The sequence below is a fragment of the Nocardioides sp. LML1-1-1.1 genome (assembly GCF_040676175.1).
Lineage (GTDB): Bacteria > Actinomycetota > Actinomycetes > Propionibacteriales > Nocardioidaceae > Nocardioides.
In genome coordinates this window covers 67,315-87,551 of the sequence record NZ_JBEGHK010000005.1, presented here as the reverse complement: position 1 = coordinate 87,551, position 20,237 = coordinate 67,315, and the positions used below count along the sequence as shown (strand labels likewise).

The window sequence follows — 20,237 nt, the reverse complement described above, 5'->3', positions numbered from 1 at the left end:
CGTGCCGAGCAGCCAGACCTTCGCCGTCGTCGCCGCCTCTCGCCTGTTCGCGATGCTGGCGATCGGCGGACCCATCCTGTGGCTCCACCAGGAGGAGGGGCTCCTCTCGCTCGCGGCGCTCAGCGCCGTCTGGGTCTACCAGGGCGTCACCGCCACCCGGCGCGAGCTGCAGCTCTCGCTCAGCCCGACCACCGAGGCCGCGACCGTCGGCGTGATCTGCGCGCTCGGGATGACCTCGGCGCCCTCCATCCTGGCGGCCCTCGTCGTGCCCCCGCTCTACGCCACCGCGGTCGCCGGGGTGCGGACCATGGTGCGCACGGTGATCGTCGAGTCGATCACCGTCGTCGCGCTCGGGCTGATGTGGTGGGAGCGGCTCACCTCCGAGCAGGTCATCGCGATCTTCACCTGGGTGATGACCGGCCTCGGCCTGAGCCTGATCGCCAGCGTCACGTTCTCCTCCGACCGCGTCCCGGACCCGCTCGCGCCGTACCGGGACGCCCAGGAGCACCTCAAGCAGCTCCTCGACCTCGCCGGCAGCCTCAGCTCCGGCCTCGACGTCGGCGCGCTCGGCGGCGAGCTGCTCAGCGACGTCAGCGACCGGATCCCCAACCGCGGCCTGGTGCTCTACGTGCCGCGCGGGGAGAACCTCACCCCGGTCGCCTCCACCGTCGACCTGGAGCCGGCCGACCTCGCCGCCTGCGAGACCCTCGCCGGCGACGTGCACCTGCGCGAGCGCGGCCCCGACAGCACCGAGATCGGCCAGGGCTTCGCCTTCCGGGTCAGCGAGCAGGCGATCGTCGCCGGGCTGCGTCCGGTCGACAGCGACGCCGGCCGCAGCCTGATGCTGGGCGAGGTGGCCCACGACCTCGGCGACAACGCGGTCAAGCTCGACGCCGCCCTGCTCTTCGCGCAGTTCCGCGACGCCGCCACCGCCGACGAGCGCAGCCGGCTCGCCCGCGAGATGCACGACGGGGTCGCCCAGGACATCGCCTCGCTGGGCTACATCATCGACGCGCTGGCCGCCCGCCCGGTCGACGAGCAGCAGGCCAAGGCCCTCTCGATGCTGCGGGAGCGGGTCTCCACCGTCGTTGCCGAGGTACGACGCTCGGTGATGAACCTGCGCACCAGCATCGGCGAGGCGGAGAGCCTCGGTGGCGCGATCAGCAGCGTGGCCCGCCACCTCTCGGAGTCCTCCGGCATCCCGATCCGGGTCCGCCTCGATGAGCAGCCGGCGCGGTTGCGGCCCGAGGTCGAGGCCGAGCTGTTCCGGATCGCGCAGGAGGCGATGAACAACGCCGTCAAGCACGCCCGGGCGACCTCGATCGACGTACGGTGCCAGGTCTACGCACCGGACGCCATCATCACCGTGACCGACGACGGGGTGGGCCTGCAGAGCGCCCGCGCCGACTCGCACGGACTGAAGATCATGCGCGAACGTGCGAGACTGATCGGCGCGGAGCTCGTGGTGCGCGACAACGCCAGCCGGGGGCTCACCGTGTCGGTCTCCCTCAAGGTGCCCCGTCACTTCGTCGGCTCCCTCCCCGCTGCAACGACCACCCAGGAGATGTCATGAGCGACACCATCGACGTGCTGCTGATCGACGACCACGAGCTGATCCGCAACGGTCTCGGAGCGGTGCTCGACCTCGAGCCCGACCTCCGGGTGGTCGCCACCGCCGGGTCGGTCGCCGAGGGCATCGCGCGCTACCACGAGGTGATGCCCGACGTCGTCGTCACCGACCTGCAGATGCAGGACGGCACCGGCCTCGACGTCGTCCGCACCCTGCGCAAGGAGAGCGACCGGGTCGGCCTGGTGGTGCTGACCATGCACTCCGGCGACGAGCAGATCTTCGCGGCCATGCAGGCCGGCGCCTCCGGCTTCGTCGGCAAGGACGCCCCCTCCACCGAGGTGATCAAGGCGGCCCGCCACGCCGCCGTCTCCCCCAAGGCCTTCGTGTGCGCCGGCCTCGTGGGCGCGATGATGCGCCGCCAGTCGGCGGAGTCCACCGCGCTGACCGAGCGCGAGCACGACGTCCTGCTGCTGCTCGCCGAGGGCCTCAACGCCGCCGCGATCGGCCAGAAGCTCTACCTCTCGGAGTCCACGACGAAGTCCCACATCGCCCGGATCTACCAGAAGCTCGGGGCCGCCAACCGCGCCCAGGCGCTGGTCACGGCGATGCGGATCGGGCTGCTCTCCACGGTCCAGCCGGCCGCCCGCTGAGGGCCGCTCCCGATCACGCCAGGGCGGTAGTCAGAACTGACTACCGGCAAGAAGACGAACTCCCGATCCACGGGGTCACCGATTCCGGCAGAGTTCTCGTCATCGGGGAAGTCTCCCCGGGGACACCAGCAGAACACTGCAGCACAAAGGGAGAATCCGATGATCCAGTACCTCACCATCCTGTTCCGCGGCCAGCTCGCCAAGTCCGACGAGCGCGGCGCGACCGCCGTCGAGTACGGCCTGCTCGTCGCCCTCATCGCGATGCTGATCGTCGGCGCCGTGTTCGCCCTCGGTGGCAGCCTGACCGACCTGTTCAACGGTGCCGCCGACGAGGTCGCGAACCCGAACGGCAACTGATCGCCGCGTCAGATCGACGTCGAGTCCGATGGCCGGGGACCTGGTGTCCCCGGCCATCGGCATCTCTCGGGCCTGCCCGGGAGCACCGAGGAGGAGAGAGCCGCCATGGACATCGTCACCATGGAGCAGCGGGGCGCCACTGCCGTGGAGTACGCCCTGCTGGTCACCCTGATCGCGATCGCGATCGTCGGCTCCGTCCTCGCGTTCGGCACCGGGCTCGCGGACCTCTTCGCGATCGACCTGTCACCCGGCGGGTGACGAACGGGCCAGCCCGATCCGTTGCAGCACGGTCGGGTGGGAGCCGAACCAGAGCTGCGACCATGCCGGTGGTGTGGGGTCGGCATGGGCGCGCAGGGCGAGACGGCGCTGGAGCGCGACGAAGGCGTGGGGGTCCTTCGTCTGCTCCAGCGCCGTCTGGTCCGCCCGGTTCTCGATCTGCCGGCTGACGCCGTTCTGCAGCGGGGCCGAGAGCACGGTCGCCAGGGCGGCCAGGGCCAGCACCGCCGGCACCATCGCCACCGCCTCCCGGCCGCGCCGCTCGCCCAGCGGGACCAGCAGGCCGAGCAGGCCGATGCCGGCCAGCGCGCCGGCGGCGCCCAGCGCGGTGCCGGTGAGCACGTCGTCGTACTTGGCGTGGGCGAGCTCGTGCGCCACCACCGAGAGCACCTCGGCCCGCGGCGTGCCGTCGACGAGGGTGTCGTAGAGGACCACCCTCCGGGTCTGGCCGAAGCCCGAGACGTAGGCGTTGAGCGCCGTCGTACGACGCGACGCGTCCGCCACCAGCACGTCCTCCACGTGCACGCCCTCCGCGTCGGCGAGGGCCAGCACCTCGGTGCGCAGCGGACCGTCCGGCAGCGGCTCGAAGGAGTTGAACACCGGCTCGACGAGCAGCGGGTAGACGAAGGAGCCGGCCACCACCAGCCCGGCCCCCAGCACACCCGCGACGGCCGGCCAGGCACGTGGCCAGCGGCGGGCGCAGCCCACCAGCACGATCACCGCCACCGAGGTCGACACGATGGTGATCGCCTCGCCCTTGACCACGTCGAGCGCCCAGGCGCCCCAGCTGCCGGCCGCCACCCCCTCGTCGAGCGCGAGCTTGCGCAGCGCGATCCCGAAGGGCAGGGTCACCAGCCGGCCGACGAGCGTCAGCGCGGCGACCACCGCGACGATGCGGACCCACCACCAGCCGGGCACCCGCTCGGCCCAGGCTCGGCCGCGCCGGCCGAAGCCCAGCCAGCAGGCCACCGCGAGCGAGACCGCCAGCGAGGACCAGCTCCACACCCGCCCCCAGCGCGCGTAGTGCTCGGCTCGGTCGATGTCGGCCGCCGAGAAGACCGAGGACGCCGGAACGGGAGCCGACAGGCCGTCCCAGGGCACCCGGAGCAGGGCCAGCACGACGAAACCGGCCGCCCCCACGGCCACCGTGCCCAGCGCCACCCGCCGCGCGGCCGTTCGGGTCTCCACGCGTCTACTCTGGCACGCCCGCAAGGGAGGCCAGCCGGGAGCGCCAGGCCGCCGTCAGGTCGGCCTCGGACCAGCCGAAGCTCGCCCGCAGCGCCGACGCGACCTTCGTGCCGCCCAGGACGCTGCGGTAGAACGCCACCAGCGCGGCCTCGTCGCGGTGCTCGGCCAGGATGACGCAGAGCAGCCAGGCCGCCTCGTAGACCGTGCCCAGGTGGCTCGCCGCGGGGTCGAAGTCGGACTCCGCGGGCAGCCGCTCGGGCACGCCCTCACGCTTGACCTGCGCGATGACCTGCGCCGCGGTCCTGCTGACCGGCAGGTCCACGTCGCGCAGCGCGACGTAGTCGGCGAAGCCCTCCACCAGCCACAGCGGCGCGCCCTGGGCGAGCACCGCCCCGGTGACTGCGTGCACCGCCTCGTGGGTCATCACGACCTGGGCGGCGACCGGGTCGAGGGCGTCGTAGACGGAGCGGTTGACGAACACGTGCACCGGGCTGCCCGCCACCCGGGTGCCGTCGACCGGCGCGGTGACCGCGGCGATCGCCGCGTAGGTCGCCTGGTCGGCGTCCAGCGCCCGGCCGAGCTGGGCCGGGTCGGCCGGCACCTCGACGACGAGCCGCTCGTCGCCGCCGAGCACGCCGCGGGCGGCGGTGACCGCGCGCTGGGCGCGTCGTGCGAACCGGTCGGCGTCGGCCGCCGCCCCGGTGGCGAGCACGAGCACCCCCGCCGAGCGCCGTACGACGACCGGGCCGGTCAGCCACAACGGCAGCCGTCCGGTCTCGCCGCCGATCGCCGCGATCTTCCGTCCGCCGTCGGTGAAGGTGAACGGGACCTCCGCCCGGGAGGAGGCCTCGTCGAAGCCGGAGACCCGCCAGGTGAGCGCCACCAGGCCGTCCCAGGAGTCCGAGCCGGACGTCCGGCCGGTCTCGGTGACGTAGCGCAGGGTGACGTCGCTCAGCCGCAGCTGGGCCACGTTGCGGGCCAGCGCCGCGAGCAGGCTCGCCGCGTCGTCGTCAGCGCCCAGCGCGGCCGCCGCGGCAGGGTCCGCCAGGGCGTCCTGCAACGTGCTGACCGTCGCCCCGGCGATGCCGGAGTCGGCGATCTCGGTGCGCTCGACCGGGGTCGGGGCGACGTAGCCGTCGTCGGAGCATCCTCCGGCGACCAGGGCCGTGACGGCGAGCGCCGCGGCGAGGACCCGACGGGTCACCCAGGCCGGACCGCTCCGGCGTAGGGCATCTCGTCGACGCTCGACACCTTGACGCCGGCACCCGGGTTGGCGGCGTGCACGATCATCCCGTTGCCGAGGTAGATCGCCACGTGGCTGACCGGGCTGTAGTAGAACACCAGGTCACCGGGCTGCAGGTCGCTCTTGGACACCGGGGTGCCCGAGCCCATCTGCGCCCGCGAGGAGTGCGGCAGGCTGACGCCGGCCTGGCCCCAGGCCATCATGGTGAGGCCGGAGCAGTCGAAGGCGTTGGGGCCCGCGGCGCCGTAGACGTAGGCGTCGCCGACCTGGGCGAGGGCGTACTTGATCGCGGCCTGGGCGCGGCCCGAGGCGGGGATCGACGCGGCGTCGGGGGCGCGGTAGCCACCGCGGGAGAGGATCGCCGAGCGCTCCTTCTCCTCGAGCTTGGAGAGCAGCTCCTTGGCCTCGGCGAGCTTGGCGTCGGCGCTCTTCTTCTCCTTGGCCAGGGTCGTCTTGAGGTCGCGGACGTCGTCGCGCCGCTCCTCGGTCTGGTCCCGGCGGATGGTGTAGGCCTTGAGCTCGGCGTCGTAGTCGGAGAGCAGCGAGTCCTGGATGCTGTCGACGGTGGACAGCGTGGTCACCTCGTCGAGGAAGCCCTGCGAGTCGGAGGAGAGCAGCTCGCCCGTCGCGCCGAGGCCGCCGGACTGGTAGCGCTCGATGAGCGCGTCGCGGACGTCGCCCCGCACGCCGTCGAGGACGGTGCCCTGGCGCTTCTCGTCGGCCTCCAGCGAGCTGAGGTCGCGGTTGAGGTCGGTCAGCTCCAGGCGGGCGTCGTTGTAGCGCTCCGAGGCCTGCTCGGCCTGGTGCAGCAGCTTGTCGACGCGCTCGCGCACCGTCTGGATGTCGGGCTCGGCGTTCGCCGGGCCGCCCGGGCCGCTCACGGACAGCGCGAGCGTCCCCGTCAGGGCCAGTGCAGCGAGCGAAGCGGTGGTGCGTGTGCGGCCGTTCAGCACGAGCTGGCGGTCCCCTTCTGCAAGTCGTACGCCTACCGGGTGAGCTGACGGATTCGGGCACGACTCGCCCTACCCGCACTCCCTGCTCCCCCGGCGTCCGGTCCGGACGGTCGAGGTCAGCCCCTCGTGCGGGATTCACCCCAGATGTGGTTGGGTCCCCGGCTCCGGTGCCGCACGCGACGCCGGACTCAGCGCGGTGCCCGCGCGGATCGGTCGATCCACTGCCACGGACACCTGAGCGAGAAGCCTAGACGCGGGTCACGGTGAGGCCAAACCCTCCCGCGCGTGTTGGCCGTGGTTTGCCCGACACGCGGGTCACACGGGCCCCACCGGCCTCTCTTGCCCCAGGAGCCCCGTCCGGCCGAGGGCGGCGGTCATCCGCTCATGCCGACTCCACCTCCGGGGCGCTGACCGGGCGCACCAGCCGCAGCGGGGGCACCAGCCCGCCCTCGGCCAGCGCGTCGAGGGCGCGCAGCTCCTCGTCGTCGATCATCAGCTCGGGCGGGGGCCCCAGCAGCACCGTCACCACGCAGTCGTGGCAGGCGAGCCCCCGCACCACACAGGTGTCGCAGTCGATCCTCGTCGTCATGGGGACCACGGTGCCAAGGGGGTCCGACACAAATGCCCCGAGCGGCCCGGGAGCGGGGCCGGGGCCCTTTCCGGCGGTCCTTCCACGGAGCCGTCCCGGGACGCCTGCGCCATTGCGTCGGAGGTCCGTCCTACCGTCCTCCCATGACCTCGACCGCCCCCTCCGCCGCCCGGTGGGAGGACCAGCGCTCCTTCGAGGAGCTGGGCCGGGCGCTGCGCGAGGTCACCTTCTGCGTGGTCGACCTGGAGACCACCGGCGGCTCGGTGGGCGACGGCGACCGGATCACCGAGATCGGTGCCGTCAAGGTCCGCGGCGGCGAGGTGCTCGGCGAGTTCCAGACGCTGGTCAACCCGCACACCGCGATCCCGGCGTTCATCGCCGTGCTCACCGGGATCACCAACGGCATGGTCGCCGACGCGCCGCCCATCCGTGCCGCGCTCCCCTCGTTCCTGGAGTTCGCCGCCGGCAGCGTCTTGGTGGCCCACAACGCGCGCTTCGACGTGGGCTTCCTCCGGCACTTCTCCAGCGAGCTCGACATCGTCTGGCCCGACTTCGAGGTGCTCGACACGGTCAAGCTCGCCCGCCACGTGGTCAGCCGGGACGAGGCGCCCAACCACAAGTTGTCCTCGCTGGCGCGCCTCTTCCGGGCCTCCACCACACCCAACCACCGCGCGCTCGAGGACGCCCGGGCCACGGTCGACGTCCTGCACGGGCTGATGGAGCGCCTCGGCGGGCTGGGCGTGCACACCCTGGAGGAGCTGCAGGGCTACTCCTCCAAGGTCGCCTCGGCCTCGCGGCGCAAGCGGCACCTCGCCGACACGCTGCCGCACGCGCCGGGGGTCTACCTGTTCCGTGACGAGCGCGAGCGGGTCCTCTACGTCGGCACCTCGCGCGACCTGCGCCGCCGGGTGCGCTCCTACTTCACCGCCTCGGAGAAGCGCACCCGGATCGGCCAGATGGTCCAGCTCGCCGCCTCGGTGACCGGCATCGAGTGCGCCACGCCGCTGGAGGCCGAGGTGCGTGAGCTGCGGCTGATCGCCGAGCACAAGCCGCCCTACAACCGCCGCTCGCGGCACCCGGAGAAGGTCACCTGGCTCAAGCTCACCCGCGAGCCGTGGCCCCGGCTGTCCCTGGTCAAGCGGGTGCTCGACGACGACGCCGACTACGTCGGGCCGTTCTCCTCCCGCGCCAGGGCGGAGAGCTCGCTGGAGGCGCTGCACGAGGTGTTCCCGATCCGTCAGTGCAACGACCGCTTCGGGCGGCGACCATCGCGCTCCCCCTGCGCCCTGGCCGAGATGCACCGCTGCCTGGCGCCCTGCGACGGCAGCGTCGACGCCCAGTCCTACGGCGCGGTGGTCCGCCAGCTCCAGGACACCCTGCTGCGCCGCCCCGACGACGTGGTCGACCTGGTCCAGGCCCGGATGAGCGCGCTGGCCGAGCAGGAGCGCTTCGAGGAGGCCGCGCACCACCGCGACCGGCTCGCCGACTTCATCCGCGGCGCGGCGCGCACCCAGCGGCTGGCCGCGCTGACCGGCTGCCCCGAGGTGATCGCCACCCGGCGCGAGGACGACGGCCGGTGGGCGGTGCACGTGGTGCGCCACGGCCGGCTGGCGGCCGCCGGGCACATCCCGCCCGGCGCGGACGCGCGTGCCTGGGTCGAGGCGCTGCGCGCCTCGGCGGAGACCGTCGTGCCGGCGCTGGGGCCCACGCCCGCCGCGACGGCTGAGGAGACCGAGCGCATCCTGCGCTGGCTGGAGGCGCCCGGCGTGCGCCTGGTCGACGTGGTCGGCGAGTGGACCTGCCCGGTCGGCGGAGCGGCCCGGCACGTGCCGGTGCTCGCGGCGGCGTCGCTCACTAGGGTGGCCCCATGATCACCGCCATCGTGTTCGTCCAGGCCGAGACCGCGCGGATCCCCGAGGTCGCCGCCGCCATCGCCGCGCTCGACGGCGTCAGCGAGGTCTACTCGGTCACCGGCCAGATCGACCTCATCGCGCTGGTCCGGGTCAAGAACCACGAGGACATCGCCACGGTGGTCTCCGACCGGCTCAACAAGGTCGACGGGGTCGTCGACACCGAGACCCACATCGCCTACCGGGCCTACTCCCGCCACGACCTGGAGGCGGCGTTCTCGCTCGGCCTCGACTGAGACCGGGCGGGACCGCCGGGCCGCGCGCTCAGCGCACGACGCCGGTGGCGACCGCCCGCACGACGGTGTTGTAGCCGCTCTTGCGCAGCGTGACCACCAGGGTGACCCGCTTGCCGCGGGCTCGCGCCGGCAGCTTGAGATAGCTGCGGGTGCCGGCCGCGCCGGTGACGTAGGCGGTGCCGATCCGCCAGCGGTAGGAGACGACGACCGGGGACGGACCCCAGCCGCTCACCTGCGCCCGCAGCGTCACGCCGACCCGCGGCGTGCCGTAGATCCGCGCGCTGCCGGTCGTCAGCGTGCCCCGGGCCACGACGCCGGTCGTGGCGACCCGGGTCAGCGGCGAGTAGCCGGTGCGCTGACCGGTCACCCGCAGCACCACCCGTTGGCCGGCCGCGGTCGCCGGGACGACGAAGTAGCGGCTGGACCCGCTCTGCGCGAGCCGGCTGCCGACGTACCACTGGAAGGTGAGGGTGGAGCCGACCGGCGACCAGTCGTCGGCGATGCCGCGCAGCCGGGTGCCGACCTTGGCCGTGCCGGTGATGGTGACCGGGGCGCCGGTCATCGGCTGGCCGAGGGGCACGAGCGCGGCCGAGGTGACCGGCGCCTGGGCGTAGCCGGCCCGGACCCCGGAGACGTCGACGGTGAGCGAGGCGCCGGCGTCGGCGGCCTTGATCGTGTAGCTGCCCGCGACGGCGCCGGAGATGACGACGCCGTTGCGCCGCCACTGATAGCTGTACGACGTGGGCGTGGGCGTCCACGTGCCCGGCGCCACGCCCAGCTCCTCGCCCACCGACGGGCTGCCGTCGGAGGTGATGGTGGGCGTGCCCTTGCCGGCCCAGGTCTCGTAGAGGATCGGCGCGTAGGACTGGCTGTACCAGATCTTCTCGGCGAACTGGTCCCGCTTGGCCGTGGCCCGCACGGTGAGCACCTTGCCGGCCTGCGCCTCCGCGAGGGTGATCGACTGGGCGTTGGCGCCGGGGATGGCGACGCCGTTGCCCGCGGTGCCGGGGTTCTTGGCGAACCACTGCCACTCGTAGGTGTCCTGGCGCGGCACGGTGTTGCCGATCTGCGCGGTCAGGGTCTCCCCGACCGAGGCGGTGCCGTCCTCGGGCCCGCGGATCACCGGCGCCTCGCCCTGCACGAAGGTGCCGAGGTCGATGGCGAGCGTGACGTACCAGGTCGCCGCGTTGTTCGTCGACGGGAAGGTCTCGTAGCGCCGGCCGTCGACCACCCCGGTGACCAGCACGATGAGCACCTTTCCGCGGTCGACCGAGGTCGGCACGTAGGACTGCCGGTCGGCGCCCGGGATGGCGCTCCAGGACTTCATGCTCCCGGTGTTGCGGTACGTCGGTGAGGCCCGGTACCAGCGGAAGCGCAGCTCCACCCGCGAGCCCGAGGGCGAGCGCCAGCCGTTGGCCTCGACGCCCGGGGCGTCGTACATCTCGACGGCCTCGGTGGCCGGGATCGGGTCGTAGACGAGCGCGTTGCCGACGCCGCGGATGCCGCGGATGACGCCGCAGCACGCCGTCGGGGACTCCTGGTTCTCCGGCTTGGGCTCGACCCCGGTGCCGTTGCCGCAGCTCGCGCCGAGCCGGACGTTGTCGAGGAAGGCCACCGAGTCGAGGTCGCCGTTGAGGCTCTCGGGCGCGTCCGTGACGGTGATGACGACCTGCTGGTCGCTCCCGCCGCTGAGCGGGATCCGCGCCGTGTCGCGGGTGGTGAGGTTGTTGAGGCCGGTGACCGCGGGCAGGCGCGGCTCCTCGGCGGTGCCGGGGACCGGGTCCAGCGGGTCGCCGGGCCGGTGCCAGTAGCCGAGCTGGTAGACCTCGTAGTGCGGCGCCGCGTCCTCCGGCCAGTCCGGCGACTTCGTCGTGTCCGGGTCGTCCTGGCTGAAGTAGCCGGCGCCGGCGTTGACGGCGTAGTCGACGCCGTCCTTGACGATGGTCACCTTGTCGTCGGGGGTCCCCGCGGTGTAGCCCAGCTTCTCCTCCGTGCCGAGCGCGAAGTCGACGAACAGGCAGCCCGCGTTGGGCGTGCCGCCGGCGACGGTGAGCGTCACCGACGAGGCGTCCGGCGCGCCGTCGTCACCGAAGTCGGTGCTCAGCTGCGAGGTGGGCACCCCCTCGAAGACCTGCGAGGCGTCACCCGTGGAGAGCATCAGGTAGCTGCTCCCCCTGCTGGGGAAGTCGTTGAACGCGACCGTCGGGTCCAGGGTCGCGTCGGCGACCGCACGACTGCGCGGGTCGCCGGAGGTGGCGGTGACGCTCACCCCCGCCGGCAGGTCCAGCGCGGACCCCGCGGCCGCGGGATCCACGTCGGCGGACGCGGGCGCGGCCGGTGGCAGGGCCACCAGCACCGATCCCCCCACGACCGTCACCACGGTCGACAGCACGGCACGACGCATCCCCACGATCCCTCCCGGAAGACCGGATCAGCTCCGCAACCGAGCGGGGTCCCTCTGACCGGTCCCGGCACGCTAACCGCCGGCGTGGGCACGCCGGGAGCGGTTTCCGGGCACACCCGCTAGTCCTTTCGGACTAGCACCGAGGGGTTCAGGCGGAGGCGGCCTTCACCCAGCGGTCGAGGGTGGCCTGGGCGGCGCCGGAGTCGATCGCCTCGCCCGCCCGCGCGATGCCGGCGGCCAGCGCGTCCGAGACCGGCTCGCCCGGGGCGTCGTAGACCGCGAGCGCGGCGCCGGCGTTGAGGAGCACCGCGTCGCGGACCGGGCCCGTCGCGCCCTCCAGCAGCCGTCGTACGACGCCCGCGTTGTGCTGCGCGTCGCCGCCGCGCAGGTCCTCGGCGCTCGCCGGGGCCAGCCCGAGCGCGGCCGGGTCGACCGTCTCGGTGGTGACCTCGCCGCCGTGGACCACCCACAGCGAGGAGGTGGTCGTCGTCGTCAGCTCGTCGAGGCCGTCGTCGCCGCGGAACACCCACGCGTCGACACCGCGCGCGGCGAAGACACCGGCCATCACCGGCGCCAGCCGCGGGTCGGCGCAGCCGATCGCCTGCGCGGCCGGCTTCGTCGGGTTGGCGAGCGGGCCGAGGACGTTGAAGGCGGTGCCGATGCCCAGCTCGCGGCGCGGCACGGCGGCGTGCCGCAGCGCCGGGTGGAAGGCGGCGGCGAAGCAGAAGGTGATCCCCGCCTCCGCGGCGACCTCGGCGACCCGCTCGGCCGGCAGGTCCAGGCGCACGCCGAGCGCCTCCAGCACGTCGGCGGTGCCGGCCTGCGAGGACGCCGAGCGGTTGCCGTGCTTGACCACGCGCGCGCCGGCACCGGCGGCGACGATGGCCGACATCGTGGAGATGTTGACCGAGAACGAGCGGTCCCCGCCCGTGCCGACCACGTCGAGCAGGCGGCCGGGCACCGAGATCGGCGTCATCACGTCGTACATCGCCGCGACCAGGCCGGTCAGCTCCTCGATCGTCTCACCCTTGGCACGCAGCGCCACCGCGAAGCCGGCGATCTGGGCCGGCGTCGCCTCGCCGGCGAGGACCTCCCCCATCGCCCAGCTCGCCTGGGCAGGCGTCAGGTCCTCCCCGGCGACGAGCGCACCGAGGACGTCGGGCCAGGTGCTCACGCCGGGACGCGGGAGCGCAGCAGCGAGACGACCGCCTCGGCGAGCTGGATCGGGTCCAACGGGTGCGGAACGGCGGCGTCCGCGCGCGACCACGTCGCCAGCCACGCGTCCTGAGGCCGGCCGGTGAGCACCAGCAGCGGCGGGCAGTCGTAGATCTCGTCCTTGAGCTGCTTGGCGATGCCCATCCCGCCGGCCGGCACGGCCTCGCCGTCGAGGATCGCGAGCGCGAGGTAGCCCGCGTCCATGTGCTGGATGACGACCGGCTCGGTGGCCACCTCGACGTACTCCAGCTCCGGCAGGTCCGGGTGCGGGCGACGGCCCAGCGCCAGGATGACCTGCTCGCGGGTGTGCACGTCGTCGCTGTAGACGAGCACCTTCAGAGACTTCGGAGAGCTCACGTCGCGCGATGTTACTCCTGCGGCTGCTCCCGCGCCGCCCGGGCACGCGCCTCCAGCCGGTCGAGCCGCCGGTCCTCGCGCTCGGCCTCCTTCATCGACGAACGCACCCACTGGACGAAGAGGACCACGAAGAAGACGACCCCGACCAGGTCGCCCGCGCCCCACAGGATCCCGCCGGCGAGCTTCTGGTCGTCGTAGGGGTCGGGGAGCCAGGCGCCCATCGGCCCGTCGTGCAGGGCGGGGTACCAGTCCCCGCCGAGCAGGGTCTTCTGCCCCATGATCGTCACGCCCAGGAAGGCGTGGAAGGGCAGCGTCATCACCGTCAGCAGCACCCGGAAGGGGTGCGCGACCCGGCCGGGCAGCGGGTCGACGCCCACGATCGGCCAGAAGAAGAGGGCGCCGACGACGACGAGGTGGACGTGCATCATCTCGTGGACGTACGTCGAGCGCAGCGACGCGTCGTACCAGCCGGAGAAGTAGAGGGCCCAGGGCGAGAGCACGTAGAGCCCGAAAGCGAGCGGCGGGAAGCCCAGCACCTTCGCCAGCCGGGAGTGCAGCAGGGCGAGCAGCCAGCGGCGCGGCGAGCCGGGCAGGGTGCGCAGGGCGAGGGTGACCGGTGCGCCCAGCGCGAGCGAGAGCGGCACGACCATCGACAGCACCATGTGCTGGACCATGTGCACGCTCAGCAGCACCGTGTCGTACGCCGCCAGGCCGGACGAGGTCGCGACGTAGAACGCCAGCATCCCCACGCCCCAGGCGATCGACCGGCCGACCGGCCAGCTGTCGCCGCGGCGGCGCAGCACGACCACGCCGAGCACGTACAGGCCGGTGGCCCACACGGTCGCCACCAGCGGCAGCGGGGCGATCCCCCACTGCGTGAAGAACGCGCCCGCGTCGAAGCGGGGCAGGTTCTCGACCGCGGCCGTCACCACGAGCCCCACCGGCACCTCCTCGACCCGGATCGGACCCGATCCGGACCCGATCGAGCCTAGGTCCCGCCTGGTAGGAGCCCATAACGGGGGGTCGAGATGCCGTCACCGACGGGAACCGCCATAATGGCGACCGTGGCGATCCAAGCTTCGGCATCTCTCCCGGCCTCGCGCCTGCACGGCCAGCACGACCGACCCAGCATGGTCGCCGTCGGCACCATCATCTGGCTGTCCAGCGAGCTCATGTTCTTCGCGGCGCTGTTCGCGTCCTACTTCACGATCCGGTCGGTCTCGCCGGAGATGTGGGCGGAGAACACCGACCTGCTGAACGTCCCGTTCGCGAGCATCAACACCACGATCCTGGTGCTGTCCTCGTTCACCTGCCAGTTCGGCGTGTTCGCGGCCGAGCGCGGCCAGGTCGGTCGCTCCGGCTCGCTGCTGCAGGTCGGCAAGTGGGGCCTGCGCGAGTGGTTCATCCTGACCTACGTCATGGGCGCGATCTTCGTCGGCGGCCAGGCGCTGGAGTACGCCGAGCTGATCCACGAGGGCGTCACCATCCCGCACGACGGCTACGGGACGATGTTCTACCTCACCACCGGCTTCCACGGGATCCACGTGACCGGCGGCCTGATCGCCTTCCTCTTCGTCCTCGGCCGCACCTACGTCGCGCGCCGGTTCACCCACGAACAGGCGGTCAGCGCGATCGTCGTGTCCTACTACTGGCACTTCGTCGACGTGGTCTGGATCGGTCTGTTCGCGACGATCTACCTGATCAAGTGACGAGGCGCGCCATGGGAAATCCGATCCCCCACCCCGCTCCGAACTGTTCCTGCCAGGACCTGAAGGACTGATTGTGCGACTCCTCAACCGCTCCGCCGGTCGCCTCTCGCGGCACCGTCGTGGCCCCGTCGCGGGCCTCGTCGTCCTGCTGCTCGGCCTGCTGCTGACCGGTGGCCTCTACGCCGCCTTCGCGCCGGCCCAGGCCGACTCCAAGGCCGACCAGGAGGAGCTGGTCAAGCAGGGCCGCGAGCTCTTCCTCGTCGGCTGCGCCTTCTGCCACGGCGCCAACGGCCAGGGTGTGCTCACCCAGGGCGGCTCGCAGTACGGCCCCGCGCTGACCGACGTCGGCGAGGCCGCTGTCGACTTCCAGGTCGGCACCGGCCGCATGCCGATGGCGCAGCCCGGCACGCAGGTGCCGCGCAAGGAGGTCGTCTACACCAAGGACGAGATCGCCGCGCTCTCGGCGTACGTCGGCTCGCTGGGCACCGGCCCCGCCATCCCCGACGCCGAGCTCTACGACAGCGAGCGCCCCGGCGACCTCAACGGCGACGGCAAGGAGGACGACCAGGACCGCGAGATCCTGGTGACCCGCGGCGGCCAGATCTTCCTCGCCAACTGCACCGCGTGCCACAACTTCGAGGGCTCCGGCGGCGCCATGCCGCGCGGCGGCTTCGCGCCCAAGATCCGCGGCGTCGACTCGAAGCACATCTATGAGGCCATGCTGACCGGCCCGCAGTCGATGGACACCTTCTCCGACGGCAACATCCCGCCGGAGGACAAGAAGGCCGTCATCGCCTACCTGGAGACCCTCGACAAGGCCCCGAGCTACAGCGGCTTCACGCTGGGCAGCCTGGGCCCCGTCAGTGAGGGCATCATCGCCTGGGTCGGCGGCATCGGCCTCCTGGTGGGCTTCGCGGTCTGGATCGCGGCCCACACGACCCGCTCGAGCAAGAAGAAGGACGAGGCGGCAGCGTGAGCGACGCACACACCCCCGACCCGACCGGGCACGAGCTCGTGCCCGTCGAGCCGATCGCCGACCCGGGCCTCCCGGAGCACCAGTGGCGACCGACCGACGTCGACCCGGCCAAGGAGAAGCGCGCCGAGCGCCAGGTGGCCACCCTGTTCGGCCTCTCGGCCGTCTGCGTGGTCCTGTTCCTGGTCGCCTACTTCACCCTCGACATCGGCGACAACTGGCACGTCGTCTTCGGCTTCGGCGCCTCCACGATGGCGCTCGGCTTCACGCTGGGCCTCGCGCTGCTGCTGATCGGTGTCGGCATCATCCACTGGGCCCGCAAGCTGATGGGCGACCACGAGATCAGCGAGCTGCGCCACCCGGCCCGCTCCTCCGACGAGGACCGCGAGGGCACCCTCCAGGCGCTCTCCGCGGGCCTGGAGGAGTCCGGCATCGGCCGTCGTCCGCTGATCCGCAACTCGCTGCTCGGCGCGGTCGGCCTGCTCGGCCTGCCGGCGGTCGTCATGCTGCGCGACCTCGGCCCGCTGCCGGGCGACAAGCTCTACCACACGATCTGGGGCAAGGGCCTCAAGGACAAGCCGATGCGCATCGTGCGCGACGAGATCTGGACGCCGATCCTGGCCTCCGACCTCGAGATCGGCGACCTGGTCAACTGCCAGCCGGACGCGCTGAAGAACCCCGAGCGCTACGACATCGACCCCACCGAGGTCGAGGGCGTCAACCTCCAGATCCACAAGTCCAAGGCGTCGCTGATCCTGCTGCGGATGAACCCCGGTGACATCAAGCCCGGCAAGGACGCCGAGGGCAAGAGCCGGGAGAACTGGACCGTCGACGGGATCGTCGCCTACTCCAAGATCTGCACCCACGTGGGTTGCCCGATCTCGCTCAACGAGCGGACCACCCACCACCTGCTCTGCCCGTGCCACCAGTCCACCTTCGACCTCGCCGACTCCGGCAAGGTCGTGTTCGGCCCCGCCGGCCGGCCGCTGCCGCAGCTGCCGATCGCCGTGGACGAGCAGGGCTACCTGGTCGCGCAGAGCGACTTCGACGAGCCGGTCGGCCCGAGCTTCTGGGAGCGTGACTACTATGACCGTTGGTGACATGAGCCAGGTCGCCACGACCAACGGCACCACCCCCGCGCCCACCAAGGGCGCGCAGCGGGCCGGCGCCATCGCCAACTGGGCCGACGAGCGCCTGGGCCTCGGCACGGCGATGAAGAAGAACCTGCGCAAGGTCTTCCCGGACCACTGGTCCTTCATGCTCGGCGAGATCGCGCTGTGGTCCTTCGTCGTCCTGCTGCTGACCGGTGTCTTCCTCACGCTCTGGTTCGACCCGAGCATGACCGAGGTCCACTACAACGGCTCCTACGACCCGGCGCGCGGCCGGGAGATGTCCTCGGCGTTCGCCTCGACGATGGAGATCTCCTTCGACGTACGCGGTGGCCTGCTCATGCGGCAGATGCACCACTGGGCCGCCATGATCTTCATCGCCTCGATGATGATCCACATGATGCGCGTCTACTTCACCGGCGCCTTCCGCAAGCCCCGCGAGCTCAACTGGGTCATCGGCTGCCTGCTCCTGCTGCTGGGCACCATCGAGGGCTTCACCGGCTACTCGCTGCCCGACGACCTGCTCTCCGGCACCGGCGTCCGGGCCGCGGACGGCTTCATGAAGGCCTCCCCCGTGGTCGGCAGCTACATGTCGTTCTTCCTCTTCGGCGGCGAGTTCCCGGGTGACGCGATCATCCCGCGGTTCTACGTCATGCACATCCTGCTGATCCCCGGCATCCTGCTCGGCCTGGTCGCCGCCCACATGCTGCTGCTCGTCTACCACAAGCACACGCAGTGGCCTGGGCCCGGCCGCACCGAGGAGAACGTCGTCGGCTACCCGATGCTCCCGGTCTACATGGCCAAGGCCGGTGGCTTCTTCTTCATCGTGTTCGGCGTGATCACCCTGCTGGGTGGCCTGTTCTCGATCAACGCGGTGTGGAAGTACGGCCCCTACGACCCGTCCAAGGTCACCGCGGGCTCCCAGCCCGACTGGTACATGGGCTGGCCCGACGGCCTGCTCCGCATCATCCCGGCCTGGGAGACACACATCTTCGGCATCACCTTGTCGTGGAACGTGATGATCCCGATCCTCGTGATGCCGCCGCTGATGCTGATGATCCTGATCGCGCTGCCGTTCATCGAGTCGTGGATCACCGGGGACAAGCGGGAGCACCACCTGCTCCAGCGTCCCCGCAACGCCCCGACCCGGACGGCCATCATGGTCGCGCTGATGACCTTCTACGGCCTGTCCTGGGCCGCGGGCGGCAACGACATCATCGCGATCAAGCTGCACCTGAGCATCAACCAGATCACCTACTTCATGCGCGGTGCGGTGTTCATCGGACCGGTGATCGCCTTCATCATCACGCGTCGCTGGTGCATCTCGCTGCAGCGTCACGACGAGGAGAAGCTGCTCCACGGCTACGAGTCGGGTGTCTTGGTCCGTTCGCCGGAGGGTGGGTACGCCGAGAAGCACCTGCCCCTCCCCGAGGCCAAGGCCTACACGCTCACCGCCCGCGACCGGGACCCCGAGCCGGAGACGGTCGAGGAGATCGAGGCCTCGGGCCTGGCGGGCCGCCAGGTGCGGGTCCGCAAGCTGCGGGCCAAGCTCCAGGCGCTCTTCTACGCGGACAACGTGCAGAAGCCCACCGCCGAGGAGCTGCACGACGCGCAGCACCACGCCGAGCACGAGCTCCACGAGCTCGAGTCGCAGATCGCCGCCGGCCCGAACCGTCACGGTCCGACCGAGCACTGATCCCGGCAGCCGAAGGGCGCCGCTCCCCCACCGGGAGCGGCGCCCTTCGCATTTCCGGGCGTTGGTGGGCCTCCTGGGTGGGGGCGGAACGCCTCCGGCGCCTCCCGGGACGGCCTCCCGGCGGCTTCGACGGGGACCCCGCCACCGGCGTCCACCCACCTGCGGGACGGGGGACCTGCCGCCCGACGCCGGTGGCACCCCGAGGCGCCGGCGGGAGGCCGTCCCCGTACGGCGCCTGCGGCGCCCCGCCCCCGTCCGCAGGGCGCGGTCGCCCTCGCCGTCTGCCGGGCCGTCTCCGGCGCCGGGCGGTGGGGCCTCTCGCCGGCGCCTCGGGGTGGCGTCGGCGTCGCGAGACGAGAGCCCGTCGCGCGCTCGGGTGGACGCCGACGACGGGGTCCCCGTCGAAGCCGCCGAGGGGCCCCACCGGGGAGGCGCCGGAGACGGCCCGGCAGACCGCTCCAGCGTCCGGGTACCCGAAATACAGGAAGCCCCGCCGGAGCGGGGCTTCCTGTCGCGCTGGTGGGGCTCAGAGAGCCGAGGCCGCCTGGTAGTCGGCCCAGGAGATGTTCCAGTCGCCGTAGCCGTTGTCGGGCTCCATCGGGCGGGTGGTGCCGACGTACTGGACGACGTCGCCGCGGCGGGACATGGAGTAGAGCCAGCCAGCGTTCTCCGTGCTCATGCCGGTGCAGCCGTGGGAGACGTTGGCGACGCCCTGGGAGCCGACCGACCACGGGGCGGCGTGGATGAACTCGCCGGAGCTCGTCAGGCGCATCGCCCAGCGGACGTCGTCGATGTCGTAGGCCTCGGAGGAGCCGCGGGCGATGCCGACGGTCTCGGAGTTCATCCGCTTGGTGGCGAACTTCTCCATGATCACCTTCACGCCGGAGCGGGTGGTGAAGCCCTCCTTGCCGGTGGTGATCGGCAGGGTGCGCAGCAGCTTGCCGTTGGAGAAGACCTTCATCTGGTGGGTCTTGGCGTTGACCTTGTAGATGTGCGCGTCGCCGATCTTGAAGTCGAGCTCGCGGTCCTCCTGGCCGAAGACGCCGTTGCCGGCCGGGACGCTGTTGACGTCGACGGCGACGTGCACCTTGGTGCCGGCCTTCCAGTACGCCTGCGGGCGCCAGTGCGCCTCGTGGTCGCTCACCCAACGCCAGGAGCCGGCCTGGGCGGGCGTGGCGGTGACCTTCATGTTGCGCTCGAACGCCGCCTTGTTGGTGACCGGCACGTCGAAGTGCACGATCACCGGCATGCCGACACCGACGGTCTCGCCCTGCAGCGGGGCGACCGAGGGGTAGGTCTGCTGGTCGAGGCCGAGCGCCTGCGTGGTGAACGGGGTCAGGCTCTCGACGGTGGAGCCGTCCGAGCTCGTGGCGACCGCACGGATCCGGTAGCGGGCACCGGGCTCGAGGCGCGCTCCGGCGACCCAGCGCTCGCCGCCGACGATCCTGCCGGGCACCGCACCGGCCTTGGAGGACACCGTGACCGAGGTCAGCGTGCCGTCGGCGGCCGCGACCTTGAGCACCGTGTTGACCGGTACGCCGGTCGCGCCGGCCGTGACGTTCGCGGTGACCTTGGCCTTGACGACGGCCGCAGCCGTGGTCTCGGGGCTGTCGTCACCACCCCCGCCACCGGGAGTGAAACCGGAGCCGTCGCAGCCGGAGGCTGCCACTGCCAGGACCGAGAGGACAGCGGCGCCACGCACGAGGCGGGAGCGACGGAAGGTGGTGAACACCGACAAATCGTACCTGCCGGCTCCCCAGAAACCTCGCCGGAAGCGCGTCGGCGGTGTCACACCTGTGGTG

At 72.1% G+C, this 20,237-nt stretch carries 19 protein-coding genes and 1 riboswitch; of the genes, 10 read left to right on the top strand and 9 right to left on the bottom strand.

The window, feature by feature from the left end:
- Window position 1: 1 nt before the first annotated feature.
- From MRBLML1_RS17675 to MRBLML1_RS17660, 4 genes are all read left to right on the top strand, one after another.
- The gene (locus MRBLML1_RS17675; protein WP_364518376.1) at window positions 2–1,573 is read left to right on the top strand and encodes a sensor histidine kinase; all 1,572 of its coding nucleotides are present in this window, start codon (window positions 2–4) and stop codon (window positions 1,571–1,573) included.
- Entirely contained in the window at window positions 1,570–2,220 is a 651-nt protein-coding gene (locus MRBLML1_RS17670) for a response regulator transcription factor (protein ID WP_364518374.1), read from the top strand. Before MRBLML1_RS17675 ends, MRBLML1_RS17670 begins: the two co-directional genes overlap by 4 nt.
- Before the next feature lie 159 nt (window positions 2,221–2,379).
- Complete coding sequence (locus MRBLML1_RS17665) at window positions 2,380–2,577, top strand: Flp family type IVb pilin (protein ID WP_364518372.1); 198 nt, start codon at window positions 2,380–2,382, stop codon at window positions 2,575–2,577.
- Between the two features lie 105 nt (window positions 2,578–2,682).
- A complete protein-coding gene (locus tag MRBLML1_RS17660; protein WP_364518370.1) occupies window positions 2,683–2,835 on the top strand; it encodes a Flp family type IVb pilin in 153 nt (50 codons plus the stop codon).
- Here MRBLML1_RS17660 and MRBLML1_RS17655 read toward each other — a convergent pair.
- The 4 genes from MRBLML1_RS17655 to MRBLML1_RS17640 all read right to left on the bottom strand — a co-directional run bounded on the left by MRBLML1_RS17655 (window position 2,821) and on the right by MRBLML1_RS17640 (window position 6,826).
- Entirely contained in the window at window positions 2,821–4,041 is a 1,221-nt protein-coding gene (locus MRBLML1_RS17655) for a M48 family metalloprotease (RefSeq protein ID WP_364518368.1), read from the bottom strand. The genes MRBLML1_RS17660 and MRBLML1_RS17655 overlap by 15 nt on opposite strands.
- Window positions 4,042–4,045: 4 nt before the next feature.
- Window positions 4,046–5,245 carry a hypothetical protein gene (locus tag MRBLML1_RS17650; protein WP_364518365.1) on the bottom strand — a complete coding sequence of 400 codons (1,200 nt, stop codon included), beginning with the start codon at window positions 5,243–5,245 and terminating at the stop codon, window positions 4,046–4,048.
- Window positions 5,242–6,165 (bottom strand): C40 family peptidase, encoded by a 924-nt coding sequence (locus MRBLML1_RS17645; protein WP_364518363.1) that lies wholly within the window; start codon window positions 6,163–6,165, stop codon window positions 5,242–5,244. Before MRBLML1_RS17645 ends, MRBLML1_RS17650 begins: the two co-directional genes overlap by 4 nt.
- 85 nt (window positions 6,166–6,250) lie before the next feature.
- Window positions 6,251–6,429, bottom strand: a riboswitch (cyclic di-AMP (ydaO/yuaA leader).
- Window positions 6,430–6,619: 190 nt separating this feature from the next.
- On the bottom strand, window positions 6,620–6,826 hold the full coding sequence (locus MRBLML1_RS17640; RefSeq protein WP_364518361.1) for a hypothetical protein: 207 nt from the start codon (window positions 6,824–6,826) through the stop codon (window positions 6,620–6,622).
- A 143-nt stretch (window positions 6,827–6,969) separates the two neighbouring features.
- On the opposite strand from MRBLML1_RS17640, the gene MRBLML1_RS17635 reads away from it, so the two are divergent.
- Together MRBLML1_RS17635 and MRBLML1_RS17630 are read left to right on the top strand one after the other, a co-directional pair.
- Window positions 6,970–8,697: a DEDD exonuclease domain-containing protein gene (locus MRBLML1_RS17635; RefSeq protein WP_364518359.1), complete on the top strand. Its 1,728-nt coding sequence runs from the start codon at window positions 6,970–6,972 to the stop codon at window positions 8,695–8,697.
- The gene (locus MRBLML1_RS17630) at window positions 8,694–8,972 is read left to right on the top strand and encodes an Lrp/AsnC family transcriptional regulator (protein WP_056892772.1); all 279 of its coding nucleotides are present in this window, start codon (window positions 8,694–8,696) and stop codon (window positions 8,970–8,972) included. Before MRBLML1_RS17635 ends, MRBLML1_RS17630 begins: the two co-directional genes overlap by 4 nt.
- 28 nt (window positions 8,973–9,000) lie before the next feature.
- Here MRBLML1_RS17630 and MRBLML1_RS17625 read toward each other — a convergent pair whose 3' ends face one another.
- The 4 genes from MRBLML1_RS17625 to MRBLML1_RS17610 all read right to left on the bottom strand — a co-directional run bounded on the left by MRBLML1_RS17625 (window position 9,001) and on the right by MRBLML1_RS17610 (window position 13,889).
- Window positions 9,001–11,376, bottom strand: coding sequence for a hypothetical protein (locus tag MRBLML1_RS17625; protein ID WP_364518357.1), 2,376 nt, complete (start codon window positions 11,374–11,376; stop codon window positions 9,001–9,003).
- A gap of 148 nt (window positions 11,377–11,524) precedes the next feature.
- Entirely contained in the window at window positions 11,525–12,550 is a 1,026-nt protein-coding gene (gene trpD / locus MRBLML1_RS17620) for an anthranilate phosphoribosyltransferase (RefSeq protein WP_364518355.1), read from the bottom strand.
- A complete protein-coding gene (locus MRBLML1_RS17615) occupies window positions 12,547–12,948 on the bottom strand; it encodes a hypothetical protein (protein ID WP_364518353.1) in 402 nt (133 codons plus the stop codon). Before MRBLML1_RS17615 ends, trpD begins: the two co-directional genes overlap by 4 nt.
- Window positions 12,949–12,959: 11 nt before the next feature.
- A complete protein-coding gene (locus tag MRBLML1_RS17610; protein ID WP_364518351.1) occupies window positions 12,960–13,889 on the bottom strand; it encodes a cytochrome c oxidase assembly protein in 930 nt (309 codons plus the stop codon).
- Window positions 13,890–14,051: 162 nt separating this feature from the next.
- On the opposite strand from MRBLML1_RS17610, the gene MRBLML1_RS17605 reads away from it, so the two are divergent.
- From MRBLML1_RS17605 to MRBLML1_RS17590, 4 genes are all read left to right on the top strand, one after another.
- On the top strand, window positions 14,052–14,657 hold the full coding sequence (locus MRBLML1_RS17605; RefSeq protein WP_364518955.1) for a cytochrome c oxidase subunit 3: 606 nt from the start codon (window positions 14,052–14,054) through the stop codon (window positions 14,655–14,657).
- Window positions 14,658–14,730: 73 nt separating this feature from the next.
- Window positions 14,731–15,633 (top strand): cytochrome c, encoded by a 903-nt coding sequence (locus MRBLML1_RS17600; RefSeq protein ID WP_364518349.1) that lies wholly within the window; start codon window positions 14,731–14,733, stop codon window positions 15,631–15,633.
- Window positions 15,630–16,730, top strand: coding sequence for a ubiquinol-cytochrome c reductase iron-sulfur subunit (locus MRBLML1_RS17595; protein ID WP_364518347.1), 1,101 nt, complete (start codon window positions 15,630–15,632; stop codon window positions 16,728–16,730). Before MRBLML1_RS17600 ends, MRBLML1_RS17595 begins: the two co-directional genes overlap by 4 nt.
- A 1-nt stretch (window position 16,731) precedes the next feature.
- On the top strand, window positions 16,732–18,435 hold the full coding sequence (locus tag MRBLML1_RS17590) for a cytochrome b (RefSeq protein WP_364518345.1): 1,704 nt from the start codon (window positions 16,732–16,734) through the stop codon (window positions 18,433–18,435).
- Between the two features lie 526 nt (window positions 18,436–18,961).
- Here the strand turns inward: MRBLML1_RS17590 and MRBLML1_RS17585 are convergent.
- A complete protein-coding gene (locus tag MRBLML1_RS17585; RefSeq protein WP_364518343.1) occupies window positions 18,962–20,167 on the bottom strand; it encodes a L,D-transpeptidase in 1,206 nt (401 codons plus the stop codon).
- Window positions 20,168–20,237 lie beyond the last annotated feature (70 nt).